This is a genomic window from Arthrobacter glacialis (assembly GCF_002909415.1).
Classification (GTDB): Bacteria; Actinomycetota; Actinomycetes; order Actinomycetales; family Micrococcaceae; genus Specibacter; species Specibacter glacialis.
In genome coordinates this window covers 66,123-88,858 of record NZ_PPXB01000018.1, presented here as the reverse complement: position 1 = coordinate 88,858, position 22,736 = coordinate 66,123, and the positions used below count along the sequence as shown (strand labels likewise).

Sequence of the window (22,736 nt, the reverse complement as noted above, 5' to 3'; positions counted from 1 at the left end):
GAGCAACATTGCCCGCAGGATCAAAGCCAGTTCCCTTAACAACAATCTTCGTACCCTCAGCCACCGGACCCGCCAACGGCGTCACACCATCAACAGCAAACACCTTCACCGCAGGCACAAACACAGGTTCCGGGACCACAACTTCAGTCACCGTCAACGCGGCGGCTGCGGAATAAACCACTCCTCCTGCGTTGGTGAATGCTGCACGGTAATTCTTGCCGTTGTCGGCAACAGTGGCCGGAACGCTCAAGGTATCTGCGGTTGCGCCGTCAATGTTTGTCCACACGTCCGTGCCCGGCGCATTGACCTGCCACTGCACTGAATCGTGCCCCGTGGCGGCTGCACTGAACGTGGCAGTCGAACCGTTTTCCACGCTCTGCGCAACTGGCGACGCTGTCACAACGGGTGCCGCAACAGGTACCGTATAAGAAAGTGAAAAGGTCACGGGGTCGAAGGCATCGCGCTCCGCATAAAAGTTGGCAAACGCCGGAACTCCTGCGCCCGTCAGCGCCGTGGGCAGCGCGCGTCCGCTGAAGTTTCCTTCGCTTGCAACCGCGCCGGCGCCCACGGTGGCGAGATCGGCGTCGTCGTACGTCACCATGCCCTCGCCGCTGAGGGCCTTGCTGACAACATCGGCAACGAGGGTCCCGCGCGTCAGGTCGAGGCGAATATCAGTGATGTTGACGGACAGTTGCCCCTCATGCCCTGCAAAGTTCACCGAACCGCCAAAGCTCAAGAGCTTGGCGGCCGGGTCAACTGCTGCTGCGGGGAACTTGAAGGTCCCGTCGGCGTTCTTAATGGCACCACCGGCCACCGTGACAGTTCCCTTGGCGAAGGGCATTTGCAGGTAGTTGCGGAAGGATGCTTTCACTCCCCAGTCAAGGCTGCCAGCGGTGACTATTGGCGCAGCTGGCGCAGCCGAGGCCGCCGGAGCTGTGGCGGCAAAGGCGCCACCTGTCATGGCGAGTGCTGCCACTACAGCCAACGGGCGGCGCCACCAGCGTCCGCGTTGAAGTGATGTCATGGTGTTCCTCTGTAGTCGGGGAGAAAGGTGCACGCTGGCGGGGCGGGTCATTTGGAACCTCGACGGCGCTTGTTAAATACCACTGCACCGGCACCCAGGCCGAGTAGGACGGCGCCACCGGCCACCACGTAGCCCGTTGTGGCGCCGGTTTTAGCCAGGGCACCCTTGGCGTCACTCTTTGTGTCGCTGGCGGCGGGTTCCTGCGCCACTGTGCCAAAGCTGATGGGAATTGCGACGTCGGCTGTCCGGTCTGCACTGCGCGTGTGGTCGGCGCGGGTGACAATGACACAACCGTTGGGGGCCTTGGCCGGGTCCTCGCAATTGGTCAGCGCGTCAGCCGCGGACACGGCGAGGGCTACCGAGAAGGAACCCTTGCCGCCGGCCTGGGCGAACGGCTGGGCCAACCCTTGGCCATAGGCAGGCGGGTTGGAAGAGATCCACACTGAACTTCCCGAGCCCCCAGTGGTGTCAACGCCGCCAAGGCAGGGCGTTGCCACCGCGCCGGGGCCATTGTTGACGCAGACACCAAGGTAGATGCCCTTGCTCAGGTCAAATCCAGCACCGCTGACTTGCACGGAATCTCCCGCGGCAGCCAGGCCCGTGGCACGGTCCACGGTGAGGGTTTGCCCGCTCGGCCCGCTGCCCGACGCGGCAAGCGCACCGGCACCCGTTGCCAGGGCCAGCCCACCCGCCAGGGAAATGGCTGCGGCTGTTCGCGCTAAGCGCGCGCCACCTCTCACATGTGACACCTTGGCTGCGTTGCAGCTGGCGATTCCCTTCATGATCCTCCTTGTAGTTGGCGGCCGCACGCAAGCAGCACACCACCCCAACGCAGGCCACTTTTGACCTACGCAAATCCTCGATTTGTGCACTTTCCTGTGCGGAAATTCTGCTCAAAACCGAGCTTTGCAGCAACCTTCACGGCCGGCATGATTACGCAAGATTAATTTGAGCTAAACATAACCTAACCTAGGGTAGGCTTACTTAAGAAACGTGATGGTTATTGTGTTACTCCTCGTACCGTCAGCTAGACCACTGCCTGCTTCTCACTGGGGAATCCATGAATTTTGTTGTGCCGCAATCACCAGCGCCCGCCAGTCGTTTTGGCCACAGAAAAAGGGCAGCTGCACTGCTGGCATCCGTGACGGCAGCGGCTTGGCTTGTCAGCGGCTGCGCCCCGACCGCTCCCGGATCAGGCGATGTGACATCGGTGCAGACGTCAGCCGCACAACCTGCGGACCCGGTTGCCGCCTGCACCGAAGGAACCGCCGGGAAGCTTCCCTTGCCTGCCGACTGGCAGGCTCCCGGCACTGCGGCCGGCACCAAAAAGGCAGGCAACACGGCGCCAACTGGCCCACAGACCGCCAATACGGCCGCCATCACCCTGCCCATCGTGGCCGCCAAACCCGTTCCGGCGCTTCCCACCACTGTGACCTCCTGTGATCAGGCGGAGGTGGAAGTAACCGATGCGAGCCGCATTGTCACCATCGACTTGAACGGCACGTTGACGGAGATTGTCCATGGCCTGGGCTTGGGCGCAAACGTTGTCGGCCGGGACCGTGCAGCAGATTTCCCGCAGGCAGCCAACGCCACAGTAGTGACCCCCACGGGACACGACCTCAATGCTGAAGCCATCACAGCCCTGAACCCCAGTGTGGTCCTCACCGACACCACCATTGGCCCCTTGGAAGTTCAGGAGCAGCTGCGGGCTGTGGGGATACCCGTTATTTTCTTTGACCCCTCCCGCACGCTGCCCGGGATCAACCACCAGATTAACGCCGTGGCAGCCGCGCTTGGCGTGCCTGCGGCCGGGGTTGAACTGAACAAGCTGGTGGGCGCCGACATGGTTGCCGCGCTCTCCATGGTTCCCGAGGACTCCACACCAACGCGCGTGGCCTTCCTCTACGTCCGTGGCACCGCCGGGGTGTACTTGATGGCAGGCCCCGGCTCCGGCGCTGATGACATGATCAAGGCGGTGGGGGCCACGGATGTCGGCACCGAAATCGGCCTGAAAATGCCGTTCACCCAATTGACGTCCGAGGCCTTGATCAAGGCAGCTCCTGACGCACTGCTGCTCATGACCGGAGGCTTGGAAAGCGTTGGTGGGGTGGATGGCTTGGTCAAGATTCAAGGCATCGCCCAAACCCCTGCCGGCACCAACAGGCGGGTCATTGACGTGGCTGATGGGACCTTGCTCAGCTTCGGCCCACGCACGGGCCAGATCATCAAGGCCCTGTCCCTTGCCGTTCACGGGGCGCCGGAATGACAGCCACCATCCCCTCCGAAGCCGTCACCTCAGCCGAGGAAGCCGAGGAATCCAAGGAATCGGCGGCCGCAGCAAAAACCGGGCAGGCTAAAACTAAACGCACGGCAAAGGACCGCCTGATTCTGGGCATCCTGGCAGCGGCACTGGCGGTCACCGCAGTGGTCGCCGCCGGCACCGGACAGCTGCACATTGCCCCCGTGGAAGTTATTGGCAGCATCATCCACGGTTTTAACAACTGGCTGCAAGGCTGGCTTGACTACTTCGGCACCGGCTGGAACGCACCGTTTGGCTCGGCGCCGCTGCCCGAACATGCCAGGGGCTATGAGACCCTGTGGTCTGTGCGCTTCCCGCGCGTGGTGCTGGCCATGATAGTTGGCGCAGCATTGGCCTGCGCCGGCACCGTCATGCAGGGCGTCTTTGGCAACCCGCTGGCAGAACCGGCCGTGGTGGGTGTTTCCTCGGGCGCCGCCGTGGGCGCCAGCACAGCCATTGTGACGGGCCTGGCCACGCAGGGCAATTGGGTTGTGGCCATCTGCGCCTTCCTCGGCGGGCTCATCACAACACTGCTGGTCTACAGCCTCTCGCGCAGCAAGGGCCGCACGGAAGTAGTCACTTTGGTGCTGACAGGCATTGCCGTGAACGCGTTCACTTTCGCCATGATTGCCTTTTACACTTACGTCGCCGATCCCAACGCCCGCGAACAGTTGATTTTCTGGCAGCTTGGCAGCCTCAATGGGGCAAGCTGGCTCAGCGTAACCTCCGTGCTTCCTCTGCTGCTGGCGGGACTGTTCATGGCTTTCATGGCTGCCGGAAGATTGGACCTGCTGGCCCTGGGCGAACGGTCCGCCCGGCATTTGGGTGTCAATGTGGAGCGGCTGCGCATGACCATGATCGTCACCGTGGCCCTGCTGGTGGGGGCGGGCGTGGCCTTCACCGGCATCGTGAGCTTTGTGGGCCTGGTGGTCCCCCACCTGATCCGCATCATTGCAGGCCCCGGACACAAGCTGCTACTCCCGGCCAGCGCACTGGGCGGCGCCCTTTTGGTCCTGCTGGCCGACCTTGGCGCCCGCACCCTGGTCACCTATTCCGACCTGCCATTAGGCATGCTGACAGCCCTGATTGGCGGCCCGTTCTTCTTCTGGCTGCTGCGCCGGACCCGCAATGAACAAGGAGGCTGGGCGTGAGCCTGCTCGATGTTTTTCGCGCCCCTCCCACGGCCGTCCCGGAGCCCTTGGCTGCTGGGCAGGAGGCCATTTCCTGCTTCGGGGCAAGTGTTGAGCTCGGCGGCCGCACGGTGTTGCACCACGTCGACCTGACCATCCTTGCGGGCGAAGTCCTGGCCTTGGTGGGCCCCAACGGCGCCGGCAAGTCCACCTTGTTGGCGGCCCTGGCCGGTGACGTCCCCCTGCGCAGTGGGGAAATCCGTCTGGCCGGGAAGCCATTGAAGCACTGGCGGGCGCAGGAATTGGCGTTGCGCCGGGCAGTGCTGCTGCAGCAGGTTCAGCTCAGCTTCCCCTTCAACGTTCTGGACGTTGTGCGGATGGGCAGGGCGCCCTGGTCCAATACTGCTGCTGCCGAGCACGACGACGAACTGGTGTCAGCCGCCATGCTCGCCACAGATGTCACGCACTTTGCGCACCGCAAGTTCTCCTACCTTTCCGGCGGCGAGAAGGCCCGCGTGGCATTGGCCCGGGTACTAGCCCAGGACACTGCGGTCCTGATGCTTGATGAGCCCACGGCGGCCCTTGACTTGCGCCACCAGGAGCTCGTTTTGCAGGTGGCACGCGCCCACGCGGCTACTGGCCGGGCAGTGGTTGTAGTGCTGCACGATTTGAACTTGGCGGCCGGCTACGCGGACAAAGTGGCGGTGCTGGACCAGGGGCGCTTGGCGGCACTGGGAACCCCTGCCGAGGTGTTGACGGAGGAACTGCTCAGCCGCGTCTACCAGTACGGGATAGATGTCATGCCGCATCCCGTGAGTGGGCGCACCGTGGTTCTGCCCCGGCGCTGATGCGCAGGCAAGATCAGCAGCCGCGATGCACGGTTAACAATGCCCGGTATCGCGCGCCCGCGGCCTAGACTTTCAGAGTGACCACCGCACAAGAAACCCGACGGCCAGCCCCGGCCAGCCCGCCACGTCTGGCCGAATTTCAGCACGCCACAACAACGCCGCTGGCCCTTTCGGGGATTGTGGGCGCCCTGGCCTTCGCGGTGTATTCGGTGTTCTCCTGGCTGCAGTGGCAAAGCTTCACCATCCGCTCCTGGGACTTGGGCATCTTCACCCAATTGGCGAAGGACTACGCCAATTTGCGCCCGCCCATTGTGAGCCTGAAGGGCGAGGGTTACAACCTCCTGGGCGATCACTTCCACCCCCTTCTGGTGTTGCTGGCACCCTTCTACCGCTTGTTCCCCAACGCGTACACCTTGCTGGTGGTGCAGAACATGCTGCTGGCTGTCTCAGTGGTGGTGGTGTGCCACTTTGCCATCAAGCGTTTGGGCAAGATTACGGGCGTTTGTCTTGGCGTTGCCTACGCACTCAGCTGGGGCATGCAGTCGGCCATCGACGCGCAGTTCCATGAAATTGCCTTCGCCGTGCCGCTACTGGCCTTCTCACTTGTGGCTCTGTTGGAAGAACGATGGCGTTCAGCTTGGATTTGGGCCTCGCTGCTGGTTTTCGTCAAGGAAGACTTGGGGCTGACGGTGTTTGTCATTGGCCTGGTCATGGCGTGGCGGGCACGGACGGCGGCCGGCTTGTGGCTCTCCGCGTGGGGTGTTGGCTGGTTTATTCTGACCACCAAAGTCATCTTGCCCGCCATGAATCCGGGCGATAAGTGGGCGTATCAAAGCCAGCTGAACATTGCTGGCCTGCTCAGCGATCCGGCGTCACTGTTCCACCCGGACAAGGTCACCACGGTCCTTTTGCTGATTGCCATCACGGCCGGGCTGTGCCTGTTCTCACCGTTGACGTTGATAGTTTTGCCCACCCTGGCGTGGCGCTTCCTCTCGGAACTTCCCGTCTACTGGGGCCAGGAATGGCAATACAGCGCGGTGCTCATGCCGGTGGTTTTCTGCGCCGCCATTGACGCCCTGTCTCGGCGCAAGGTGCTCAACTCCGCCCGGCTGCGGCTGCTCATGGGCACCACCATGATGTTGCTGGCCGTGGTGCTGTCCAGCCAATACGCCTTGGGGAAACTGGCCGATCCGGCCAAACACTTCCCCACGCATACCGTTGCTTCCTCGCAAAGCGCACTGGCAGCCGTGCCGGACGGTGTCACGGTTGAAACAGATATTTCCTTGATGAGCTACCTGGTTGACCGCACCGAAGTGTATTGGATTGGCAACCAAAATCCCGCCCCGCAGTACGTCTTGATTGACGTCTCCGGCCGCCCCGGGCTGTCCCCCACCGCTGCCGCCACGGAAGCCGAAGCGCGCTTCCCCGGCACCCGCTTCGTCACCGTTTACGCTGACGGCCGCTACCAGGTGGCCCAGCGGCAATAGCTGACCACGCTTAACGAGAGGACGACGCCGGAACGTAAGTTACGGCGTCGTCCTCTCGTTAAGGCTGGGGGAAAAGCCTACGCTGCGGCCGCGCGGGCAGCAGCCAGGTCAACAAAGACTGCCCGGTTGAGCTCAAAGGAATCGGCCGCAAAGGCCAGGATGGCATCCTTCTGGGCCCGGCTGAAGCCAGTGGTGTCCAGGAGATCGCGATAGCCGTCCTTGTACGGCTTGGGCTTGGGGATCTGGGGGAACGCGTAAAAGTTCAAGCCCTCATCGGCGATGCCGTAGTGGCGCTGCACCATGCGGGAGATGATCAAGCCGCCGGAGAGATCTCCCATGTAGCGCACATAGTGGTGGGCCAGCAGGAATTCAATGGATTCCGCACCCATGGCTGTCAGTGCCCGCGCATAGGCCACCGCGGCCGGGACAATGGCAATCCTACCGTCCGCCAACTGCGCTTCCCAGTCCTCCCCATGGTGGTAGCACATGTCGGCCTCCAAGGCGGATGCCCGGGCCAACTTCGGATCGATGAACGCGCCCAGTTGCGGGTGGTCCACATGCGCTGCGAGGGCATCTTCCAGCGCGCGGTAGATGACCAGGCTCTGGTCCAGCAGGCTCACCAGGGCCGCAGTGTCCAAGGTGCCAGCCATCAGCTCCGCCACAAAGGCCGAGTCCTCGGCGGCTGTGTGGGCCGCCGCCGTGTGGCTTTTCAGCTCCTGCGAGAGGGCCTCGGCGGAGTCGGGCAGAACGGTTTCAATGACTGGTGCAGACATAGCGAACTCCATGATTAGGTAATGGTAGCCTTAGCTAATCAGCTTTGCTGACACTGTGTCAAGACATTGCTGACACTGTGTCACCAGAAGTCGCAATGTTGCCGTGGGACTCAGTCAACTCCCTTGATCTTGACCACAAAGACAGCACCCAGCAACCCAATGATTGCCGCCGCAACGTAGAGGGTCACGTAGCCGCCCAGAATGGTCACCAGCGGCCACGCAATCAGCGGCGCAATAACCTGGGGCAGGGAATTGGCAACATTGATGACGCCCAGGTCCTTGCCGCGACTCTCCGCATGCGGCAGCACCTGGGTCAGCAGCGCAAAGTCAACGGCCAGGTACGCTCCGTAGCCAATACCCAAGACTGCGGCGCCAATCAACGCACCCGTCCACGTGGGTGCGAACGCCAAGATCAGGGCCGCCAGGGCGATGATGGCCGAGGACCCAATGACAAACGGCTTGCGCCGCCCCACCTTGTCGGTCCAGCGTCCGCCAATCACCGCCGTCACAAGGGTCAGAATGGCGTAAATGCCCGTCAGGATCAGGACCCCGAATTCCGGGTTCTCAAAACCAACGGCGTCGCGCAGGAAAAAGAGCAAATACAAGGTGACCATATGGTTGCCCACATTGACCAGAAAGCGGGTAATCCAAGCCCAGGCAAAGTCAGGGTAAAGCCGCGGGGAAATCCAAAATCCCTTGACGAAGGCTGGCCAGGTAAATGGCGGCCTGTCCTCCTTGCGCAGAACAATGTCATTCGAGTAGAACAAGTAGGGCACCATCCCGGCAACCAGGGCAACGGCGCACAGCACGTACCCCAGCGCGAAGTTGCCGGCCACCACGGCACCCACCGCGGCACCCAGCAAGATGCCAATCACGGTGCCCATGGAAGCCAAGCCGCCAATGGTGCCGCGTTGGTGGACAGGGGCCTGGTCGGGAACGGCTGCGGTAATGGCCGCGAGGGCGCCGTTGCAGCCCAGTTGAACCAGGCACCACAGCAGCATCATGGCAGCAACTGTCGGGGCAACCGTCAAACCCAGCAGGCCGATGGTCCCCAGCAGCGCCCCAATGAATACCCAGGGCACCCGCCGACCAAAGCGGGAGATGGACCTGTCGCTGAAGGTGCCAAAGAGCGGATTCGCCACCAAGGAAACTGCGGCTCCGGCTCCGGTGACCAGGGCAAGGATGCCTTCCTTGCCCTCCTCATTGAAAGCGATCGCCTGTTGCCCCAACAGGACCTGAATGGGGCCAAAAAAGGAGGTGTTGATGCCAACATTGACCAGAATGACGGCAAAAATCCACTTTTTGCCCACGTCCTGAGTTGGCTCGGCAAATGCTGCCGTGGACGACGTCGGACCAGACGGGGTGCCGGTTCCCTTGGATGTGGTCATGTTCCCCAGCTTTCACAGTTCCTTCGAGTGGCGCCAACATGCGCCACCACGGGCTTCGCTTCGCAACAGCTTACGTGGGTTTATCCCACTTGCGCCCGAATTTTCTCTATGATCCGCAACGCAGCCACGGAATCGGCAGGGTTGACCGGTACCGGCCCACCACGGAGTATGGCCTCCGCCAGGAGCTCGTAGAAGCGTCCGAAGCTTGCCCGCTCGGTGGGCACCGGCTCCAACGTCCCGTCCCGACCCAGAAGACCCCAATTTTCTTGCGGATCCACCCCGTACCGCGGGTCCCCCGGCGCCAAGCCGGCCATCAGCTGGGACTCCTGAATGTCTGCCGTTTGCTTGGTGTAGCTTGCCTCGGATCCCACAACACGCAGGCGGGGTCCCAGTTGCGGGGCATTAAGGTTCATCCACAGGTGGGAAATCACCCCGCCAACATGTTCCAGCGCAACAAAAGCATCGTCGTCGGCCAGTTCCTGTGGCCGGCGGGCCGCAAGCTCACCGTAGACGCGCGTGGCGGGGCCAAAAAGTTGCAGTGCCTGGTCGATCAGGTGTGTGCCCAAGTCAAAGAGGATGCCACCGCCGCTGGCAACGGTTGCCTTGGCCTTCCATTCCTTGGTGATGACCGGCTGCCAGCGTTCCAGTCGAGATTCAAACCGGCGGACGTGCCCCAGCCGCCCCTGCTCCATCAGCTTTTTCACGGTCAGGATTTCCGCATCCCAGCGGCGGTTTTGGTATGTGGTCAGCAGCAGGCCCCGTTCCCGGGCCAGGGCAATCAGTTCCTCGCCTTCGGCGCTGGTCACGGTGAACGGCTTGTCCACCACCACGGCACACCCGGTCTCCAACGCGTCACGGGTGAGACCCCCATGCGTTGCCGGCGGGGTTCCCACCACCACAAGGTCAACATCAAGCTGGCTGGCCGCCCACACCGCCCGGTCAATGACGCGGGCCTGCGGATATGCTGCCCGGGCCTGAGCCTGACGCTGCGGATCGGAGGTGACGATGACGTCAAGGGCGAAGTCTGGCAATGAAGCAATGGCTGGGGCGTGGAAAATACTGCCGGCATGGCCAAAACCGAGCAGGGCGGTGCGGATTCTCTGCGTCATGGGCATTACATTACCGGGCACCTTTTGGAACCAGCGCGATTTGGAACCAGCGCGATAAAGTATGACCCATGACCCTCCACGCACCCCGCATCAGCTCCGGCCTTGCCCCAACGGATCAGCAGGGACTGGCCCGCACCTTGGGCGACAGCGACGACGTCACGATTTTTGTGGACGGCACCGCGCACCGCCTGCCGCCCGAAGCCACGGAGGCCGTGTTGGACTTGCTGCGTCGGCTCTCACGTGGCGATGCCGTAACCGTTGCGAGCGTTGCTGAACTGTTGACAACCTCCCAGGCAGCCGAACTTGCAGGGATTTCCCACACCTTCTTGCGCAATATGACGGACAGGGGTGAGATACCTGTGCAGTACCGCGGCACGCACAGGCGGATTCGCAGCCAGGACATCATGGCGTGGCTGGAGTCCCAAAAGACTGACACGCGTCAGGGCTGAGTTCCCGCCTCGCCAGACTCCTTGGAGCAGTCTCCCTGGAGCAGTCTCTCTAGAGACGGGGCCGGCCGGCCCAGCGCGCCGCCTTCAACGCCAAGTGCAGTTCCAGGCGCACCCGCCCAGACAGCGGATCCGCCCCGATGATGCCCCGCACCCGGCTCAACCTGTTGTAGACGCTTGAACGGTGCAGGTGCAACTGCTCCGCGACTCTGGCCACGGCCCCGTCACTGTCGTACAACAGTTCCAAAACAGGAAACAGCTCTTGGGCGCCGTCGCGATCGCGCAACAACCGGTAGTACACGCTGTCCTCGGGGTCGGCGGCGCCGCCTGCCAGGACCTCATAGACCCCGGCTCCTCGGACATCAAGAATTTCGCCCAGGGCCGGGTCCACCGCGGCGGCCTGAGCAGCAATGTGCGATTCCACGTTGGCCGCAGGCAAGGCCCGCAGGGAAACGAAGGGCTCGCTAATGCCCATCACCACGCGCTCCGGCGGAACCCCCGTACGCTTGCTCAGTTCCGCCGCATAGCGCGAAAGCACTGCCGCATGGCTGCTGCGTCCGGGCGTGTGCCGGAACAAGAGCGCCGCATGGGTGGCCAAGCCGGCGCTGAAAAGGGCTTCATCAACACCAATGGTGCCCTGCAGGCCTGCGCTGCGGTGGATCAATGCCGCAGCCAGCGGATCAGTGACAGCAGGAACGGCGGAGCGGCCGGGAATTCCGGGTGCTGCGTACAGGGTTGCCATCTGCCACGGGCCATTTTGGCGGATCTCGGGCCACTCACCCAACACATCAATGGCACGCTTGTCCCCTGACACGGCGGCCAGAAATTGTTGTTCCCGCAGCTGGCGGACACTGGATTCGGCAGTGTTGGAGTCCAGCAACAACGTGGCCAGCAAGTCTAGTGAGTCCCTGACCTGCGGCAGTTCGGCGAGTACCGCCGTCGCACTTGGTTCCTGCGCATCCTGCTGGACCCACAAGTAGCCCACCCGGAATCCGCGCACCAGCAGTGGGACACAGACCCGGCCCAGCATGCCCAGGTCGTCGTTGGCGGGGATCACCACGGGCCGGACCGCACTGGCAATGCCATGCGAGAGCTGCCAGGCGCTGACGTCGGCCGGGACGCGCTTGCTCAGCAGAAAATTCACCCGCACCCTGTCGGCATGGGACTGGTTGGCGCTGTAGGCGAGCAGGAGACCGTCAAGGTCCTCGAGGGACAGCCCGCGGCCCAATTGGAGGGCCAGTTCCTCCACGAGGTTCTCTATCTCCGGATTGCGCATGAAATCAGCGTAGTGGAGCGGCACGACAGTAGGCGACACTTGAACCCCCAACCATCGACAAGTGTCGAGCCGATTTGGGCAAAGTTGCTGATATTGCGGGGATTTCCTTCTCTGGTGGCACCCGGGGGCTATGAAGTACTTCACAGGAGGGCTCTAATGTAGTCAGTACACCAACAGCGTCCGGGCGCAGGCCCACCGCACCGAAATGAAGGACAAAATCATGATTATCGGCGTTCCCAAAGAGATCAAGAACAACGAGTTCCGCGTGGCCATGACGGCGTCGGGTGTCCACGAACTCACGCGCCACGGGCACACGGTTTTGATTGAACGCGGCGCCGGCATTGGCTCAAGCATTTCCGATGACGAGTACGCAGGCTCCGGTGCCGAGTTGGTTGTTGACGCCGCAGAGGTGTGGGGCCGTGCCGACATGGTGGTCAAGGTCAAGGAACCCATCAGCGTTGAGTACCCGTACTTCCGCAAGGGCCTGATCCTGTTCACCTACCTGCACCTGGCCGCCGAGGCTGAACTGACGAAGGCGCTCATGGAGTCCGGCGTGACCGCCATTGCCTACGAGACTGTGCAGATTGGGCGCACCCTGCCGTTGCTGGCACCCATGTCCGAGGTTGCCGGCCGCTTGTCAGTCCAGGTGGGCGCCCAGTGCCTGACGGCCCCTGCCGGCGGCAAGGGCATCCTGCTCGGCGGGGTCCCCGGGGTCCGCCCCGCCAACGTGGTCATCCTTGGTGCCGGCGTGTCCGGCACCAACGCTGCGGCCATGGCCATTGGTGCTGGCGCCGATGTGACCATTCTGGATATCAACATTGACCGCCTGCACCAGCTCGATGACCACTACCAGGGCCGCCTGAAGACGGTTGCGTCCAACACCTTGGAAATTGAGCGCTCCCTGATGGCTGCGGACCTGGTCATCGGCTCAGTGCTGATCCCCGGCGCCAAGGCTCCCAAGCTGGTCACCAATGAGATGGTGTCCCGCATGAAGCCCGGTTCCGTGCTGGTGGACATCGCCGTGGACCAGGGCGGCTGCTTTGAGGACACCCACCCCACCACGCACGCCGACCCCACCTTCAAGGTCCACAACTCCGTGTTTTACTGCGTGGCCAACATGCCCGGCGCCGTGCCGAACACGTCAACCTACGCACTGACCAATGTGACCCTGCGCTACGCCGTTGCCTTGGCCAATCTGGGTGTTGTTGCGGCACTCGAAGCAGACCCGGCCTTGGCTGCGGGCCTGAACGTTGCGGGCGGCCAGGTGGCTCACCACTCGGTGTCCAGCGCCCACGATCTGCCCCTGGCGGCAGATTGGCGCCAGCTGGTCTAGCTCCTAAACGCCGACGGCGTGCCATACGGGCGGGGACGCATGAAATTTCAGGTGTCCCCGCCGGTATGGCACGCCGTCGATCGTTAATGCGTTGCTACGCGTGCCGGCTGCGTCGCTTCCGGCTCACAGCAATGCCCACGCCGATCAACAGCGAGGCCAAGGCCAGCCCCGACAGCAGCGAGACATTGGCACCCGTTTTCGCCAGGTTATCTACCGTGGCCGGAGCCGTGGTGGCCACTGCCGTACTGAACGGCGTTGACGTTTTCGACGGTGTTGCGCTCGGTGTTGCCGCGCCCGTGGGTGTTGCTGTCGCACTTGCCGTCGCGGACGGCGTTGCACTGGGAGACGCGCTCGGGCTCGGCGTCGGCACCACCACCTCGGCAACCGTCACCGCAACGGAGCCGATGCTGCTGGCACCCACGGCACGGATCTGGTGACTCCCGGCAGTGGCACCGGCGGGCGTTGCGACGTCGAGCGTAAACGCACCAACGCCGTCGGCCGTGGCATTGCCCAGGGGCAGCGGATCCGAATGCAGGCTCAGTGCCACCTGCTGGCCGGGCGTGAACCCGGAGCCTGCGAGTGTCCAGCCCTTGGCGGTGGCAACGGCGCTCAGTGCACCAACCCGCGCTACAGCGCTTTGTGGCAGGACCGCGAGCGCGCCATTGGCATCAAGGGCCGAGAACGCCACCGTGTTCGCTCCGGAAACTGCCGGGACCGAGAAGTTGAATGCACCGTTGGCGGTGATGGCGTGTGCCGTGCCGTTCACGGTGGCAGTCACCGTTCCCGTGACACCGCTCAGGGTGCCGGTGGCGGTAAAGACGGGCTTGCCTGCTGCATCAAAGGAAACCTTGCCGGAGAAGTCCGTCAGGGTCAGTGCGGCGGAAGCTGGCAGCGCCGGGGCGCCAACACTCTTCCACGCAACATCGGGGGCGCGGTAGTAGCCAATCTTGTCCTCGTCCCAGCCCTGGGCCCGGTTGATGAGGCGGGCCGTGAAGTCCTCGAACTGGGCCGGATCGTTCTGGCGGTCAGCCATGGCGCTCCACGCAAGCTCGGCCACGGCCGGGAAGCGCGGGAACATCATGTGGTTCATGTAGGCGCGCACCGAGTCAAAGGGCTTCTCGGGCGTCCACAGGATGTCGCCGTTCTGGTTCGTGGCATCGGACCACAGTGCCACTTCAACACCTAGGATCTGGCTGTCGGTCAGCTCTAGCTTCCCGCCGCCGGCCTTGGGGACGGCGGTGGTTGGCTCCCACTGGTAGGAACGGGCCAGGCTGACGAAGCCGCCGTTGACCCAGCGCAGGCCGTACTTGGTGGTGGCGTCGTACTTCATGTCGACGTAAGTCCTGTCGGCTGGGGACATGATCAGCTTGTTCCCCGCCTCCACGGCGTGGGCCACATTGGCGACCAGGTCCGCGGCGTCGCCGGATTCCTGGGCGTAGTTTTGCAGCACACCGCCTGCCGGGAGGCCTTCGCCGTCGGCCCAGGAGTTCCAGGCGATGACCTTTTTGCCGTTGCCCGTGACTATCTTGTTCACGATCTTGGTGTACTCGGTGAACTGCTGGTGCGTGAGCCCGGCGGACTCGTCCCCACCCACGTGGATGTAGTCGGTGGTGTTGTTCTGCGCCGCAACGTCAGCCATGACAGCCGTCAGGAAGGTCTTGACGTTGTCCAGGTGTTCGGCGTCCTTGAGGCAGAAGTTCGGGCCGCGGCCATAGTTGGTCCACGGAGGGATGGCCACATTGTTGCAGTTCAGGTTCGGCACCGCCGCCATGGCGGCACCGGCATGGCCGGGTCCGTCAATTTCCGGGATGACTTCAATGAAGCGCGCCGTGGCGTAGTCAACAATTTCCTTGTATTCGGCCTTCGAGTAGAACCATGGGCCTGCCACACCGTTGTCCACGGTACCAACGGGCATGCCGCTCTGCACCGATGCGCCGATTCCCGTCAGGGCCGGGTAGGCGTCAATGGCGATGCGCCAGCCCTGATCCTCGGTGAGGTGGAAATGGAACGCGTTGAGCTTGTATTCGGCCATGTAGTCCAAATACTTCTTGACATCGGCCACCGGGTAATACCGGCGGGCGGCGTCAAGCATGGCTCCACGGTAGTCCCAGCGCGGCTTGTCGGCGATTTCCACCGGCTCCACCGTCCAGGCTCCCAATTGCACGGTTTCGGCACTGATCTGCACCGGCAGCAGCTGGCGCAGGGTTTGGATGCCGTTAAAAACGCCCTCGGCGGTGTTACCCGTAACGAGCACACCTGTTCCCTTGACGCTGAGCGTGTAGCCCTGCTCCCCCAACGACGCCGGGCCGTTGCTGGCCAAGGTGATCGCCGGGTAGAGGCTCGACGGCGTTTGTCCCATCTTAAGTGTGAAGCCGGCGGCGGGCTTGAGCAGATCTGCCAGGTAGCTGCCCAGTTTTGCCGTGGCGGCATCGGTGACAATCGGGGTGTTCTTGCTCAGGCCGAAGCGCGGGCCTGTGCCGGCCACTACCGAGTTGGGTTCCGGGATCAGCGCCGGCAGACCTGTGGGCGGCACGTATCCGGGGTTCATGGCGCTCACGGAGAACTCGGCCACTGTGGTGGTTTCAGTGCCCGCTGCACCAATGTCGTTGTAGGACACCAGCTTTACGTAGCGACCCGTGACCGCAGCGGCGAAGTAGGCGCTTTGCTTGTTGTTCCCCGTGACGAACTTGCCGCCGGCAACGGGTGATCCCCAGTTGACGCCGTCGTCGGAAACGTACACACGGTAGTCGCCAATGGCGCCGTTGGTGTTGTTTTGGCGGGCCGTGTAGTTCACGCCGCACAGGGTCAAGTTTTCGCCCAGATCAACACTGAGCGAGTTGGGGAATTCCATGGTGCCCTTGGACCAGCCAGTGGAGAAGAATGTTGCATTGTTGCCGTCAATGGCGTTCGACGCCGGGGTGTCCTCGGAACCGTAGGTCGCCAGGGACTCCTCGGAACTGGCCTTGGCCGATACCGGCTTGATGGCAGTGGGTGCGCATCCGGCCGGAACAGCAGTCAGGGCTGCCGGCGCTGCCGGCAGTTCAAAAGGCGCCTGCAAGGCAATGGTTGCACCGGTTGCCGAGGAAGTGAACGGCGCACCCGCTGCGGTGGCCGTGAGGGTCATTTGCGGGGTGTAACTGCCCGCGGCTACATCGGCGGCGTCAAAGGTGTGCTTCTTGGCCCGGCAGAATTGCTGGGCACCGGGTGCCAGCGTTCCGCTGAAACAGCCGGCAATGTCGATGCTGGACGTTGCTGCAATGTTGCTCAACGGCACGTTGCCGTCATTGGTGATGCGCACCATGTAGGAACCCTTGTCCTTGATGCCAAGGCCGGGAGGTGAAGCGTAGTTGAACACGTCCAGGATGGTTTCAATCTTGACGGACGGGGCCGGGACCAGCTCACCGTGTTCGGCGGGGGCGCTGGTAGTCACCTTGACATTCTTGATGGTCCCCTTGAAGAACCACTGGTCCGTGGGGCCGGCAGTGTTGGCGCTGGCCTTAAAGTGCACCCCACCAATGGTGACGGTGTCCAGGTTGGGCAGGGACTTGAAGAAGAACTGGCCGGCTTTGGACGCCTTTTCAGCTCCGTCCACAAAGAACTTGGTGGTGCCGTTGGCGGCGGTCAAGGTGACGGTGTGGTCTGCACCGTCCATGATGTTGGCCGTGACCGAGGCGGTGGCCAGGAAATTCGGCCGGGCCGCACGGATTTCATAGTAGGGGTTCTTGCCGCTGTTGACTGTCAGCAAAAGCTCGTGGTCATCCACACTCTTTTGCGAGGCGCCAAACAGGGTCTGCGGCAGGGATGACACACTGTTGGTGCTGTTGAACGTGACGGAGATGCTGCCGTTGTCCAGGTTTTTGAGCTTGTCCAAGTTCCCGGTGGTGACGTTGCTCAGCGACGTGCCGTCGTAGGTCTTGGGGGTGTTGTCCTCAAAAACCACTGTTTCTGCTGCTGCGCCGGTTCCGGCCACTGTGGCCAGCCGGACCAGGACTTGCGAGCTCTTGCCGGCAGCCGTGTATGTGGCCTGCACGTCCTGGGCCTGGACGGCGCTGTTCTTGCTGGTGGCAACGGGGACGTTGACCACTGCTTGCGCGCCTGCGGCAATAGCGGGTGCCGCAGCGCTACCTGCAACGTAAGTGCCGCCGTCGATCGTCACAGTGCCTGCCGGCAGGGCCGCGGCGTTCTGGTTGGTGACCGTGACCGGGACAGTGGTGGTACCGCCAATGGCCAGCTGCGTGCTGCCGGGGATGGAAAGCGGGGCGCAAGTACCCTCCAGCTCGGCGAGCGGGAAGGAGGCGAAGGTGATGTCTGCATAGCCGTTGCGTTCGTACAGCACACCCACGGTTTTGTCGCCGATCATGGCAGCCGTGGAGTAGCCGGAGGAGCCCACTTCCAGGACCTTACCCACGGGCCAGGTAGTGCCGTCGTCGCAGGAGAGCCGGACGGTGGTGTTCATGCGGATGTCTTTGTCAAAGTTGTTGGTGGAAAGCATCCACTTCGACTTGGGATCACTGGCCGGAAGCGTGGGGAACACTCGCGTGATGGAGCCGTTGCTGGTGGCATCGATCAGGGCGGGGTCATCCGTCTTGGGACCCCAGGTGGCGCCGCCGTCAGTGGAGTAGGCACGCTGGCGGTTGTCGCCTGCTCGGTTGTTCCAAATCAGGTTGCCGTTGGACATGGCGGCTGTTTTGTTTTCATCAGCTCCGGCAAGCGGGGCTCCATGCTGCCACGTTGCGCCGTTGTCATCGGTCCAGGCACTGACGGCACTGGAGCCGGGGGTGCGCATGAGGTACTGCTGCACCAAGCGGCCCTTGAACGGCCCGGTGGCAATGTAGGTGGCCATGCCGGATGCGGCAAAGCCACCTGCCCAGGCCGGGTCCTTTACCTGGGGTGTGATGTTGTGGTGTTCCCAGCTGGCGCCGTTGTCATCCGAGTAGCTGACCCAGTGCTGGACGATGGTGGGGGTGTCCTCGATGCCCGTTGTCCCGGCAAGGAAACCTGTCTTCTTGGACCCTGTGTAAAACAAGAAGACTCGGTTCGTTTCCGGGTTATAACCCAGCGACGGGTCGCCATAGCCTTCCGGGTAATTGCCGCCGTGGGCAATTTTCTGTTCGGTCCAGGTGGTGCCGCCATCCTTGCTAATGCGCACCACGGTGTCAATGAATGAGGGCAGATCAGCCACGGTGTGGCGGCCGTCGTAGGCGGTGACGATTGTCCCGTCATTGGTGACAATCATCGCGGGGATCCGGTACTGCCGGTACTTCCCGTCCTGGTGCGTGGCCAGGTCAACCCGCTTGACGTCGGCCAGCTCGGCCAAGGGAGCGGGGTTGGAGCTGGGCACGTCCTCCAGCGCCGGGGCAAGGTTGGCCACGGATTGCGCGGCCAAGGAACTTGCCTGGGCGGGGGTAACTGCCGCACCCAGCAGGCACGCCGCCACCGCGGCAGCCATGGACTTTCTAAACCAAGAACTCAAGGCACTCTCCAGTGTCTGGCCTGACCAACGAGACGGCAGGCAGCCTGTGAAATGGGACATCCGATGTCACTCCCCGAGAGTCTAGGTGGATATGTTATGGATCACAATGGTTTGCAGTGCCCTCACCCTTTGTTACGTTTCGCCGATTCCACTGCCGCCTGCAACGAGTTCCTCGACATCCCCGCCGCGCCGCAGTAGTCTCCGATCTAGATTCGAACAACATCCAGCAAGGAGCCACCATGACCGCTTATGTCACCTCCGCCGACGGAACCCGCATTGCCTACGACTCCCAGGGTTCAGGCCCCGTCGTCATTCTTGTTGCCGGCGCCATGCAATTTCGGGCCTTTGACCCCACCACCTCTGCCATGGCCATTTTGCTCGCCGCAGAGGGCTTTACAGTCGTCAATTTCGACCGGCGCGGCCGCGGCGACAGCGCCCAGGCGCCGTCGTTCACTCTTGCCGATACCATTGAGGATCTCCGCTCCCTCATCGGCGTCGCTGGTGGACCGGCCGCCTTGGTGGGCAACTCTTCCGGCGGATCCATCAGCCTCGCGGCCGCCGCGGCAGGCCTGGACATCTCGGAGCTGGTGCTCTTTGAGGTGCCCCTGCGTGAAGAACTCGGTGGTGAAGGCGCCGAATTTCTGGCCGGCCTGCGCGAGAGGATTGCACACGGAACCGCCGATGAAACCATCGAATATTTCATGAAAGACATGCCACCCGAGTGGCTTGAGGGCGCGCGGAACAGTCCGGGCTGGCCCGTCATGACGGCCATGGGGCCCTCGCTGGAGGCGGACGCCGAATCGCTGGCATGGACTCAGAGCGCACCCCGCGCCGAACTTTTCTCTGACATTGGCGCGCGAACCCTGGTCTTGGTGGGAGCGGAAACGCTGCCGATCATGCCGCAGGCCGCCGAATCCATCGCCAACAATCTTTCCCACGCAACACTGGGGCAACTCCCTGGGGCGAATCACAGTTGGGAGCCGGCAGTGATGGTCAAGGCGGTGGCGGCATTCCTCAAGGGCATGCCAGCGTGACCTGACTGCAATGACATTGCGGTTGTGCGCCCTTTGCCTCCGCACGCTACCGCCACACGGGCAGCAGCTCTACCGTAGTTTCATGGGAATGGCAGATCCCCATGAAACTCGGGGAGGGCGTCATGCGTGGACGTGGAAAATCAACTGTGGCAGCACTCGCCTGTGGCGTGGGTTTGCTGCTCACGGGGTGCTTGGGACCTTATGCAACACCTGAATCTACGCTCCCGGCATCAACCCAGTCGACCACTGTCAGCCCAGCAAGCGGTGGAGCCGCAAGCGCAAGCAAGGTCCCGGCGTCGAACCCTCCCGTAGCCGGCACTACGGGCGGCAACGACCCAACCGTCATGCCCACCTCGGCGTCGGTGACAGTTTTCTACATTGCCCAGGGCGACGCCGGGACGTCCGGACCCGCCCTTGGCTGCGGAGACAGCGCGGTGGGCGTGACGAGTGCGACCATCATGTTCACCGACCCTGTGGAAGGGGCATTGCGCACGCTGTTGGCCAATCATGCAGCCCAGATTGGGCAGTCGGGATTGTCCAATGCGCTCTGGCAATCTTCGCTGAGCGTGGACTCCGTGGACAGATCCGGGGGCACCATCACGGCGCAGCTGAGCGGCACCCTCACCCTCAGCGGTGAGTGCGACATTCCCCGCGCGGAGCAGCAACTCCTGCGCACGGCCCAGCAGGCAGCAGGCGCACCAGTGGCGATAATAGTCAACGGAAAAGCGTTGAGTGATGCCCTAAGCCTGAAGTAGCAGGCACAATGGAAAAACTTTTGATGCCTATTTAGCAACATTGGTTATATCCTGAGCACGTGAATACTCCAAGCTCAGGCGCCAACGCTGCCGCCGAAACACTGTCCGAAGAAGCCCTCGACGCCCTTTCCAGGGCCGGGACGGCAGCAGCCACCGCAGACACAGCTGGCGCCGCCGCTCACAGGCACGAGGCGTTGCTCTCGTCCCGGGCCGCCAACATCAAGCAGTCGGCCGTGCGTGATGTGTTTGAGATTTCCATGCAACCCGGCCTGGTGTCGCTGGCCGGCGGCAATCCGTATCTGCAGTCACTGCCCCTGGATCGCTTAGCAAAGACGGCGGCAGCAATCATTGCCGAACACGGTCTGGAGGCGCTGCAGTACGGCGGCGGCCAGGGCACCCAGGAACTGCGGGAGCAGATTTGTGCCGTCATGGCAGCCGAGGGAATTCTGGACGCGGATCCGGAAAACGTTGTCATCACCGCCGGTTCCCAGTCCGCCCAGGACGTTGCGGCGAAGGTGTTTTGCGATCCGGGCGATGTCATCCTGCTCGAGGACCCCACCTATGTCGGCGCCCTGAACACCTTTGAGGCCTATGAGGTGGACATCCAGCCGGTTGCCGGAGATGAGTACGGCTTGATTCCCTCGGCCCTGCAAAAAACCATCGCGGAACTGCAGGCGGCAGGCAAGCGCATCAAGCTGCTTTACACCATCCCCAATTTCAACAACCCGTCCGGGGTGATGCTGGCGCCGGAACGCCGGCAGGAAATTGTCGACATATGCCGTGAGGCGAATATTCTTGTGCTGGAAGACAATCCCTACGGGCTGTTGAAGTTCGACGGCGTGCTGCCGGAGCCCCTGCGGGCGGCAAACCCGGAGGATGTGCTGTACCTGGGATCGTTCTCGAAGATTTTTGCACCGGGCCTTCGCATTGGCTGGGCACTGGTGCCAGCCCACCTCAAGCAGCGCTACTACTTGGCCAGCGAGGCCGTCACGCTGTGTCCGCCCACATTTAACCAGCTGCTGGTCAGCGACTACCTGCGCAATTACGACTGGCGCGGCCAGATCAGCACTTACCGCACCCTGTATGCGGAACGGTGTGCGGCCCTCTTGGCAGCGCTCGAAGAGTTCATGCCGGCGGAGGTGTCCTGGACCCGCCCGGAAGGCGGCTTCTTTGTGTGGCTGACTCTCCCGGAAGGCATCGACAGCTACCCGCTCCTCTACACGGGCATCGACGCAGGCGTGGTCTTTGTTCCTGGCGCAGCGTTCTCGGCATCGCACGCCCCCAGCAACAAACTGCGGCTGGCCTTCAGCGCCGTACCGGCAGAAACTCTGCGTGAAGGAGTCAGGCGCCTGGCGCCGGTCCTGGCGGAGGCCATCGCCGCAAGGTAGCCGAACTTAAACAACTGACCCGCAGAAAACGCCGAAAAATCGCGAATTTCCTTGTTTTTTCGGCGTTTTCTGCGGGCTAGTTGCGATCAGAGGCTGGGTCAGGAGTGGGACGCCTTGCTGCGGCGTCGCAACAAGAGCGCCGCTCCGGCGGCACTCAGGATGCCGGCCCCGAAAAGCAGCGGCAAGGTGGCGGATCCGGTGGAGGCCAGATCACCCCGCCCGGATCCTGAAGCTGCTTGGCTGCCAGGCGCGGTTTCTGCACCAGCGGTGGCCGGCACCGACTGCGGCGCCGTGGCAGAGGCTGTGGGCGGCGAGGTTGTTGGTCCAGTTGTTCCAGGCGCCGTGGTGGGCGGGTTGCTGGGCAGCACAGGTGCGGGCACCACAGTGTAGCCAGTCCCGGCAATGTCCAGGCCAACACTGAACACGGATGCGGCCGGAACGGGGATGCCGCCCTTCACGCTGAGGCATTCCAGCGCCACAGTTGCCCCACTGCCCAATTTGTAATCATCCAGCACGGCAAGGACCGGCACAGCCGCAGGTGCAGCAGGGTTGGTCAGCGGAATCGTTGCCGAAATGACCATCGCCTTCCCGCCGGCGGGAACAACGCTGGCGCGGGCGGCGTCGGTAAATCCCGCCGGGCACGGCGCAGGCGCCAGCACGGTTGCGAAGCCGGGCTGCGCCGTCGTGCTGCCAACAGCTACAACCTTGCCGCCAGTATCTAGCAGCGTCAGGATTCCAACACTATTTTCGGGTGTGGGAGGGGCTGCTGCATGGGCGGCCGCCGGTGCAGCCAGAAGCAGTGCGCCAACCCCAATGGCAGTTGCGAGGCGTGCGGGCGTATTCAGTGACACGTAAAGAACCCTTCTGGTCGCCGCCCCGTTTGGACGGCTTGGTTGATGCATCGTCCCGTACCCACATGGACGGCAGATGGACGCACAGTAAACCATCACGCACCTGCCAGTCAGGTCCCGTT

The 22,736-nt window shown here is 62.9% G+C and carries 17 protein-coding genes; 9 read left to right on the top strand and 8 right to left on the bottom strand.

Annotation, left to right across the window (positions count from 1 at the left end):
• Together CVS28_RS17900 and CVS28_RS17895 are read right to left on the bottom strand one after the other, a co-directional pair.
• A partial coding sequence (locus tag CVS28_RS17900) for an HtaA domain-containing protein (protein ID WP_207797255.1) occupies nucleotides 1-1,024 on the bottom strand: 1,024 nt, incomplete at its 3' end.
• Between the two features lie 47 nt (nucleotides 1,025-1,071).
• Nucleotides 1,072-1,806, bottom strand: a complete 735-nt coding sequence (locus CVS28_RS17895) for an LPXTG cell wall anchor domain-containing protein (RefSeq protein ID WP_103482356.1) — start codon at nucleotides 1,804-1,806, stop codon at nucleotides 1,072-1,074.
• A gap of 278 nt (nucleotides 1,807-2,084) precedes the next feature.
• Here CVS28_RS17895 and CVS28_RS17890 point away from each other — a divergent pair, with 278 nt between their 5' ends.
• The 4 genes from CVS28_RS17890 to CVS28_RS17875 all read left to right on the top strand — a co-directional run bounded on the left by CVS28_RS17890 (nucleotide 2,085) and on the right by CVS28_RS17875 (nucleotide 6,788).
• Nucleotides 2,085-3,290: a heme/hemin ABC transporter substrate-binding protein gene (locus CVS28_RS17890; protein WP_103482355.1), complete on the top strand. Its 1,206-nt coding sequence runs from the start codon at nucleotides 2,085-2,087 to the stop codon at nucleotides 3,288-3,290.
• Nucleotides 3,287-4,474, top strand: a complete 1,188-nt coding sequence (locus tag CVS28_RS17885; protein WP_103482354.1) for a FecCD family ABC transporter permease — start codon at nucleotides 3,287-3,289, stop codon at nucleotides 4,472-4,474. The genes CVS28_RS17890 and CVS28_RS17885 overlap by 4 nt, the downstream gene beginning before the upstream one ends.
• A complete protein-coding gene (locus tag CVS28_RS17880; protein ID WP_207797254.1) occupies nucleotides 4,471-5,301 on the top strand; it encodes a heme ABC transporter ATP-binding protein in 831 nt (276 codons plus the stop codon). The genes CVS28_RS17885 and CVS28_RS17880 overlap by 4 nt, the downstream gene beginning before the upstream one ends.
• Nucleotides 5,302-5,378: 77 nt before the next feature.
• Nucleotides 5,379-6,788: a DUF2079 domain-containing protein gene (locus CVS28_RS17875; RefSeq protein WP_103482352.1), complete on the top strand. Its 1,410-nt coding sequence runs from the start codon at nucleotides 5,379-5,381 to the stop codon at nucleotides 6,786-6,788.
• 77 nt (nucleotides 6,789-6,865) lie between these two features.
• Here CVS28_RS17875 and CVS28_RS17870 read toward each other — a convergent pair whose 3' ends face one another.
• From CVS28_RS17870 to CVS28_RS17860, 3 genes are all read right to left on the bottom strand, one after another.
• Nucleotides 6,866-7,561, bottom strand: a complete 696-nt coding sequence (locus tag CVS28_RS17870; RefSeq protein WP_165788197.1) for a biliverdin-producing heme oxygenase — start codon at nucleotides 7,559-7,561, stop codon at nucleotides 6,866-6,868.
• 110 nt (nucleotides 7,562-7,671) lie between these two features.
• A complete protein-coding gene (locus CVS28_RS17865; protein ID WP_103482350.1) occupies nucleotides 7,672-8,949 on the bottom strand; it encodes an MFS transporter in 1,278 nt (425 codons plus the stop codon).
• Nucleotides 8,950-9,029: 80 nt separating this feature from the next.
• Complete coding sequence (locus CVS28_RS17860; RefSeq protein ID WP_103482349.1) at nucleotides 9,030-10,058, bottom strand: Gfo/Idh/MocA family protein; 1,029 nt, start codon at nucleotides 10,056-10,058, stop codon at nucleotides 9,030-9,032.
• 68 nt (nucleotides 10,059-10,126) lie between these two features.
• On the opposite strand from CVS28_RS17860, the gene CVS28_RS17855 reads away from it, so the two are divergent.
• Nucleotides 10,127-10,507, top strand: coding sequence for a helix-turn-helix domain-containing protein (locus CVS28_RS17855; RefSeq protein ID WP_103467101.1), 381 nt, complete (start codon nucleotides 10,127-10,129; stop codon nucleotides 10,505-10,507).
• Nucleotides 10,508-10,556: 49 nt separating this feature from the next.
• On the opposite strand, the gene CVS28_RS17850 is transcribed toward CVS28_RS17855, so the two are convergent.
• Nucleotides 10,557-11,780 carry a PucR family transcriptional regulator gene (locus CVS28_RS17850; RefSeq protein WP_103467158.1) on the bottom strand — a complete coding sequence of 408 codons (1,224 nt, stop codon included), beginning with the start codon at nucleotides 11,778-11,780 and terminating at the stop codon, nucleotides 10,557-10,559.
• Nucleotides 11,781-12,000: 220 nt separating this feature from the next.
• Between CVS28_RS17850 and ald the strand changes: the two genes are divergently transcribed.
• Nucleotides 12,001-13,113, top strand: coding sequence for an alanine dehydrogenase (ald, locus tag CVS28_RS17845; RefSeq protein WP_103467102.1), 1,113 nt, complete (start codon nucleotides 12,001-12,003; stop codon nucleotides 13,111-13,113).
• A gap of 94 nt (nucleotides 13,114-13,207) precedes the next feature.
• On the opposite strand, the gene CVS28_RS17840 is transcribed toward ald, so the two are convergent.
• Nucleotides 13,208-18,586 (bottom strand): family 20 glycosylhydrolase, encoded by a 5,379-nt coding sequence (locus CVS28_RS17840; RefSeq protein WP_165788196.1) that lies wholly within the window; start codon nucleotides 18,584-18,586, stop codon nucleotides 13,208-13,210.
• Nucleotides 18,587-18,825: 239 nt separating this feature from the next.
• On the opposite strand from CVS28_RS17840, the gene CVS28_RS17835 reads away from it, so the two are divergent.
• The 3 genes from CVS28_RS17835 to CVS28_RS17825 all read left to right on the top strand — a co-directional run bounded on the left by CVS28_RS17835 (nucleotide 18,826) and on the right by CVS28_RS17825 (nucleotide 21,763).
• On the top strand, nucleotides 18,826-19,620 hold the full coding sequence (locus CVS28_RS17835; RefSeq protein ID WP_103482347.1) for an alpha/beta fold hydrolase: 795 nt from the start codon (nucleotides 18,826-18,828) through the stop codon (nucleotides 19,618-19,620).
• A 101-nt stretch (nucleotides 19,621-19,721) separates the two neighbouring features.
• Nucleotides 19,722-20,375: a GerMN domain-containing protein gene (locus CVS28_RS20240; RefSeq protein WP_243399966.1), complete on the top strand. Its 654-nt coding sequence runs from the start codon at nucleotides 19,722-19,724 to the stop codon at nucleotides 20,373-20,375.
• 59 nt (nucleotides 20,376-20,434) lie between these two features.
• On the top strand, nucleotides 20,435-21,763 hold the full coding sequence (locus tag CVS28_RS17825; RefSeq protein WP_103482345.1) for an aminotransferase-like domain-containing protein: 1,329 nt from the start codon (nucleotides 20,435-20,437) through the stop codon (nucleotides 21,761-21,763).
• 98 nt (nucleotides 21,764-21,861) lie between these two features.
• Here the strand turns inward: CVS28_RS17825 and CVS28_RS17820 are convergent, their stop codons facing one another.
• Nucleotides 21,862-22,614, bottom strand: coding sequence for an LPXTG cell wall anchor domain-containing protein (locus CVS28_RS17820; RefSeq protein WP_103467107.1), 753 nt, complete (start codon nucleotides 22,612-22,614; stop codon nucleotides 21,862-21,864).
• Nucleotides 22,615-22,736: the final 122 nt, after the last annotated feature.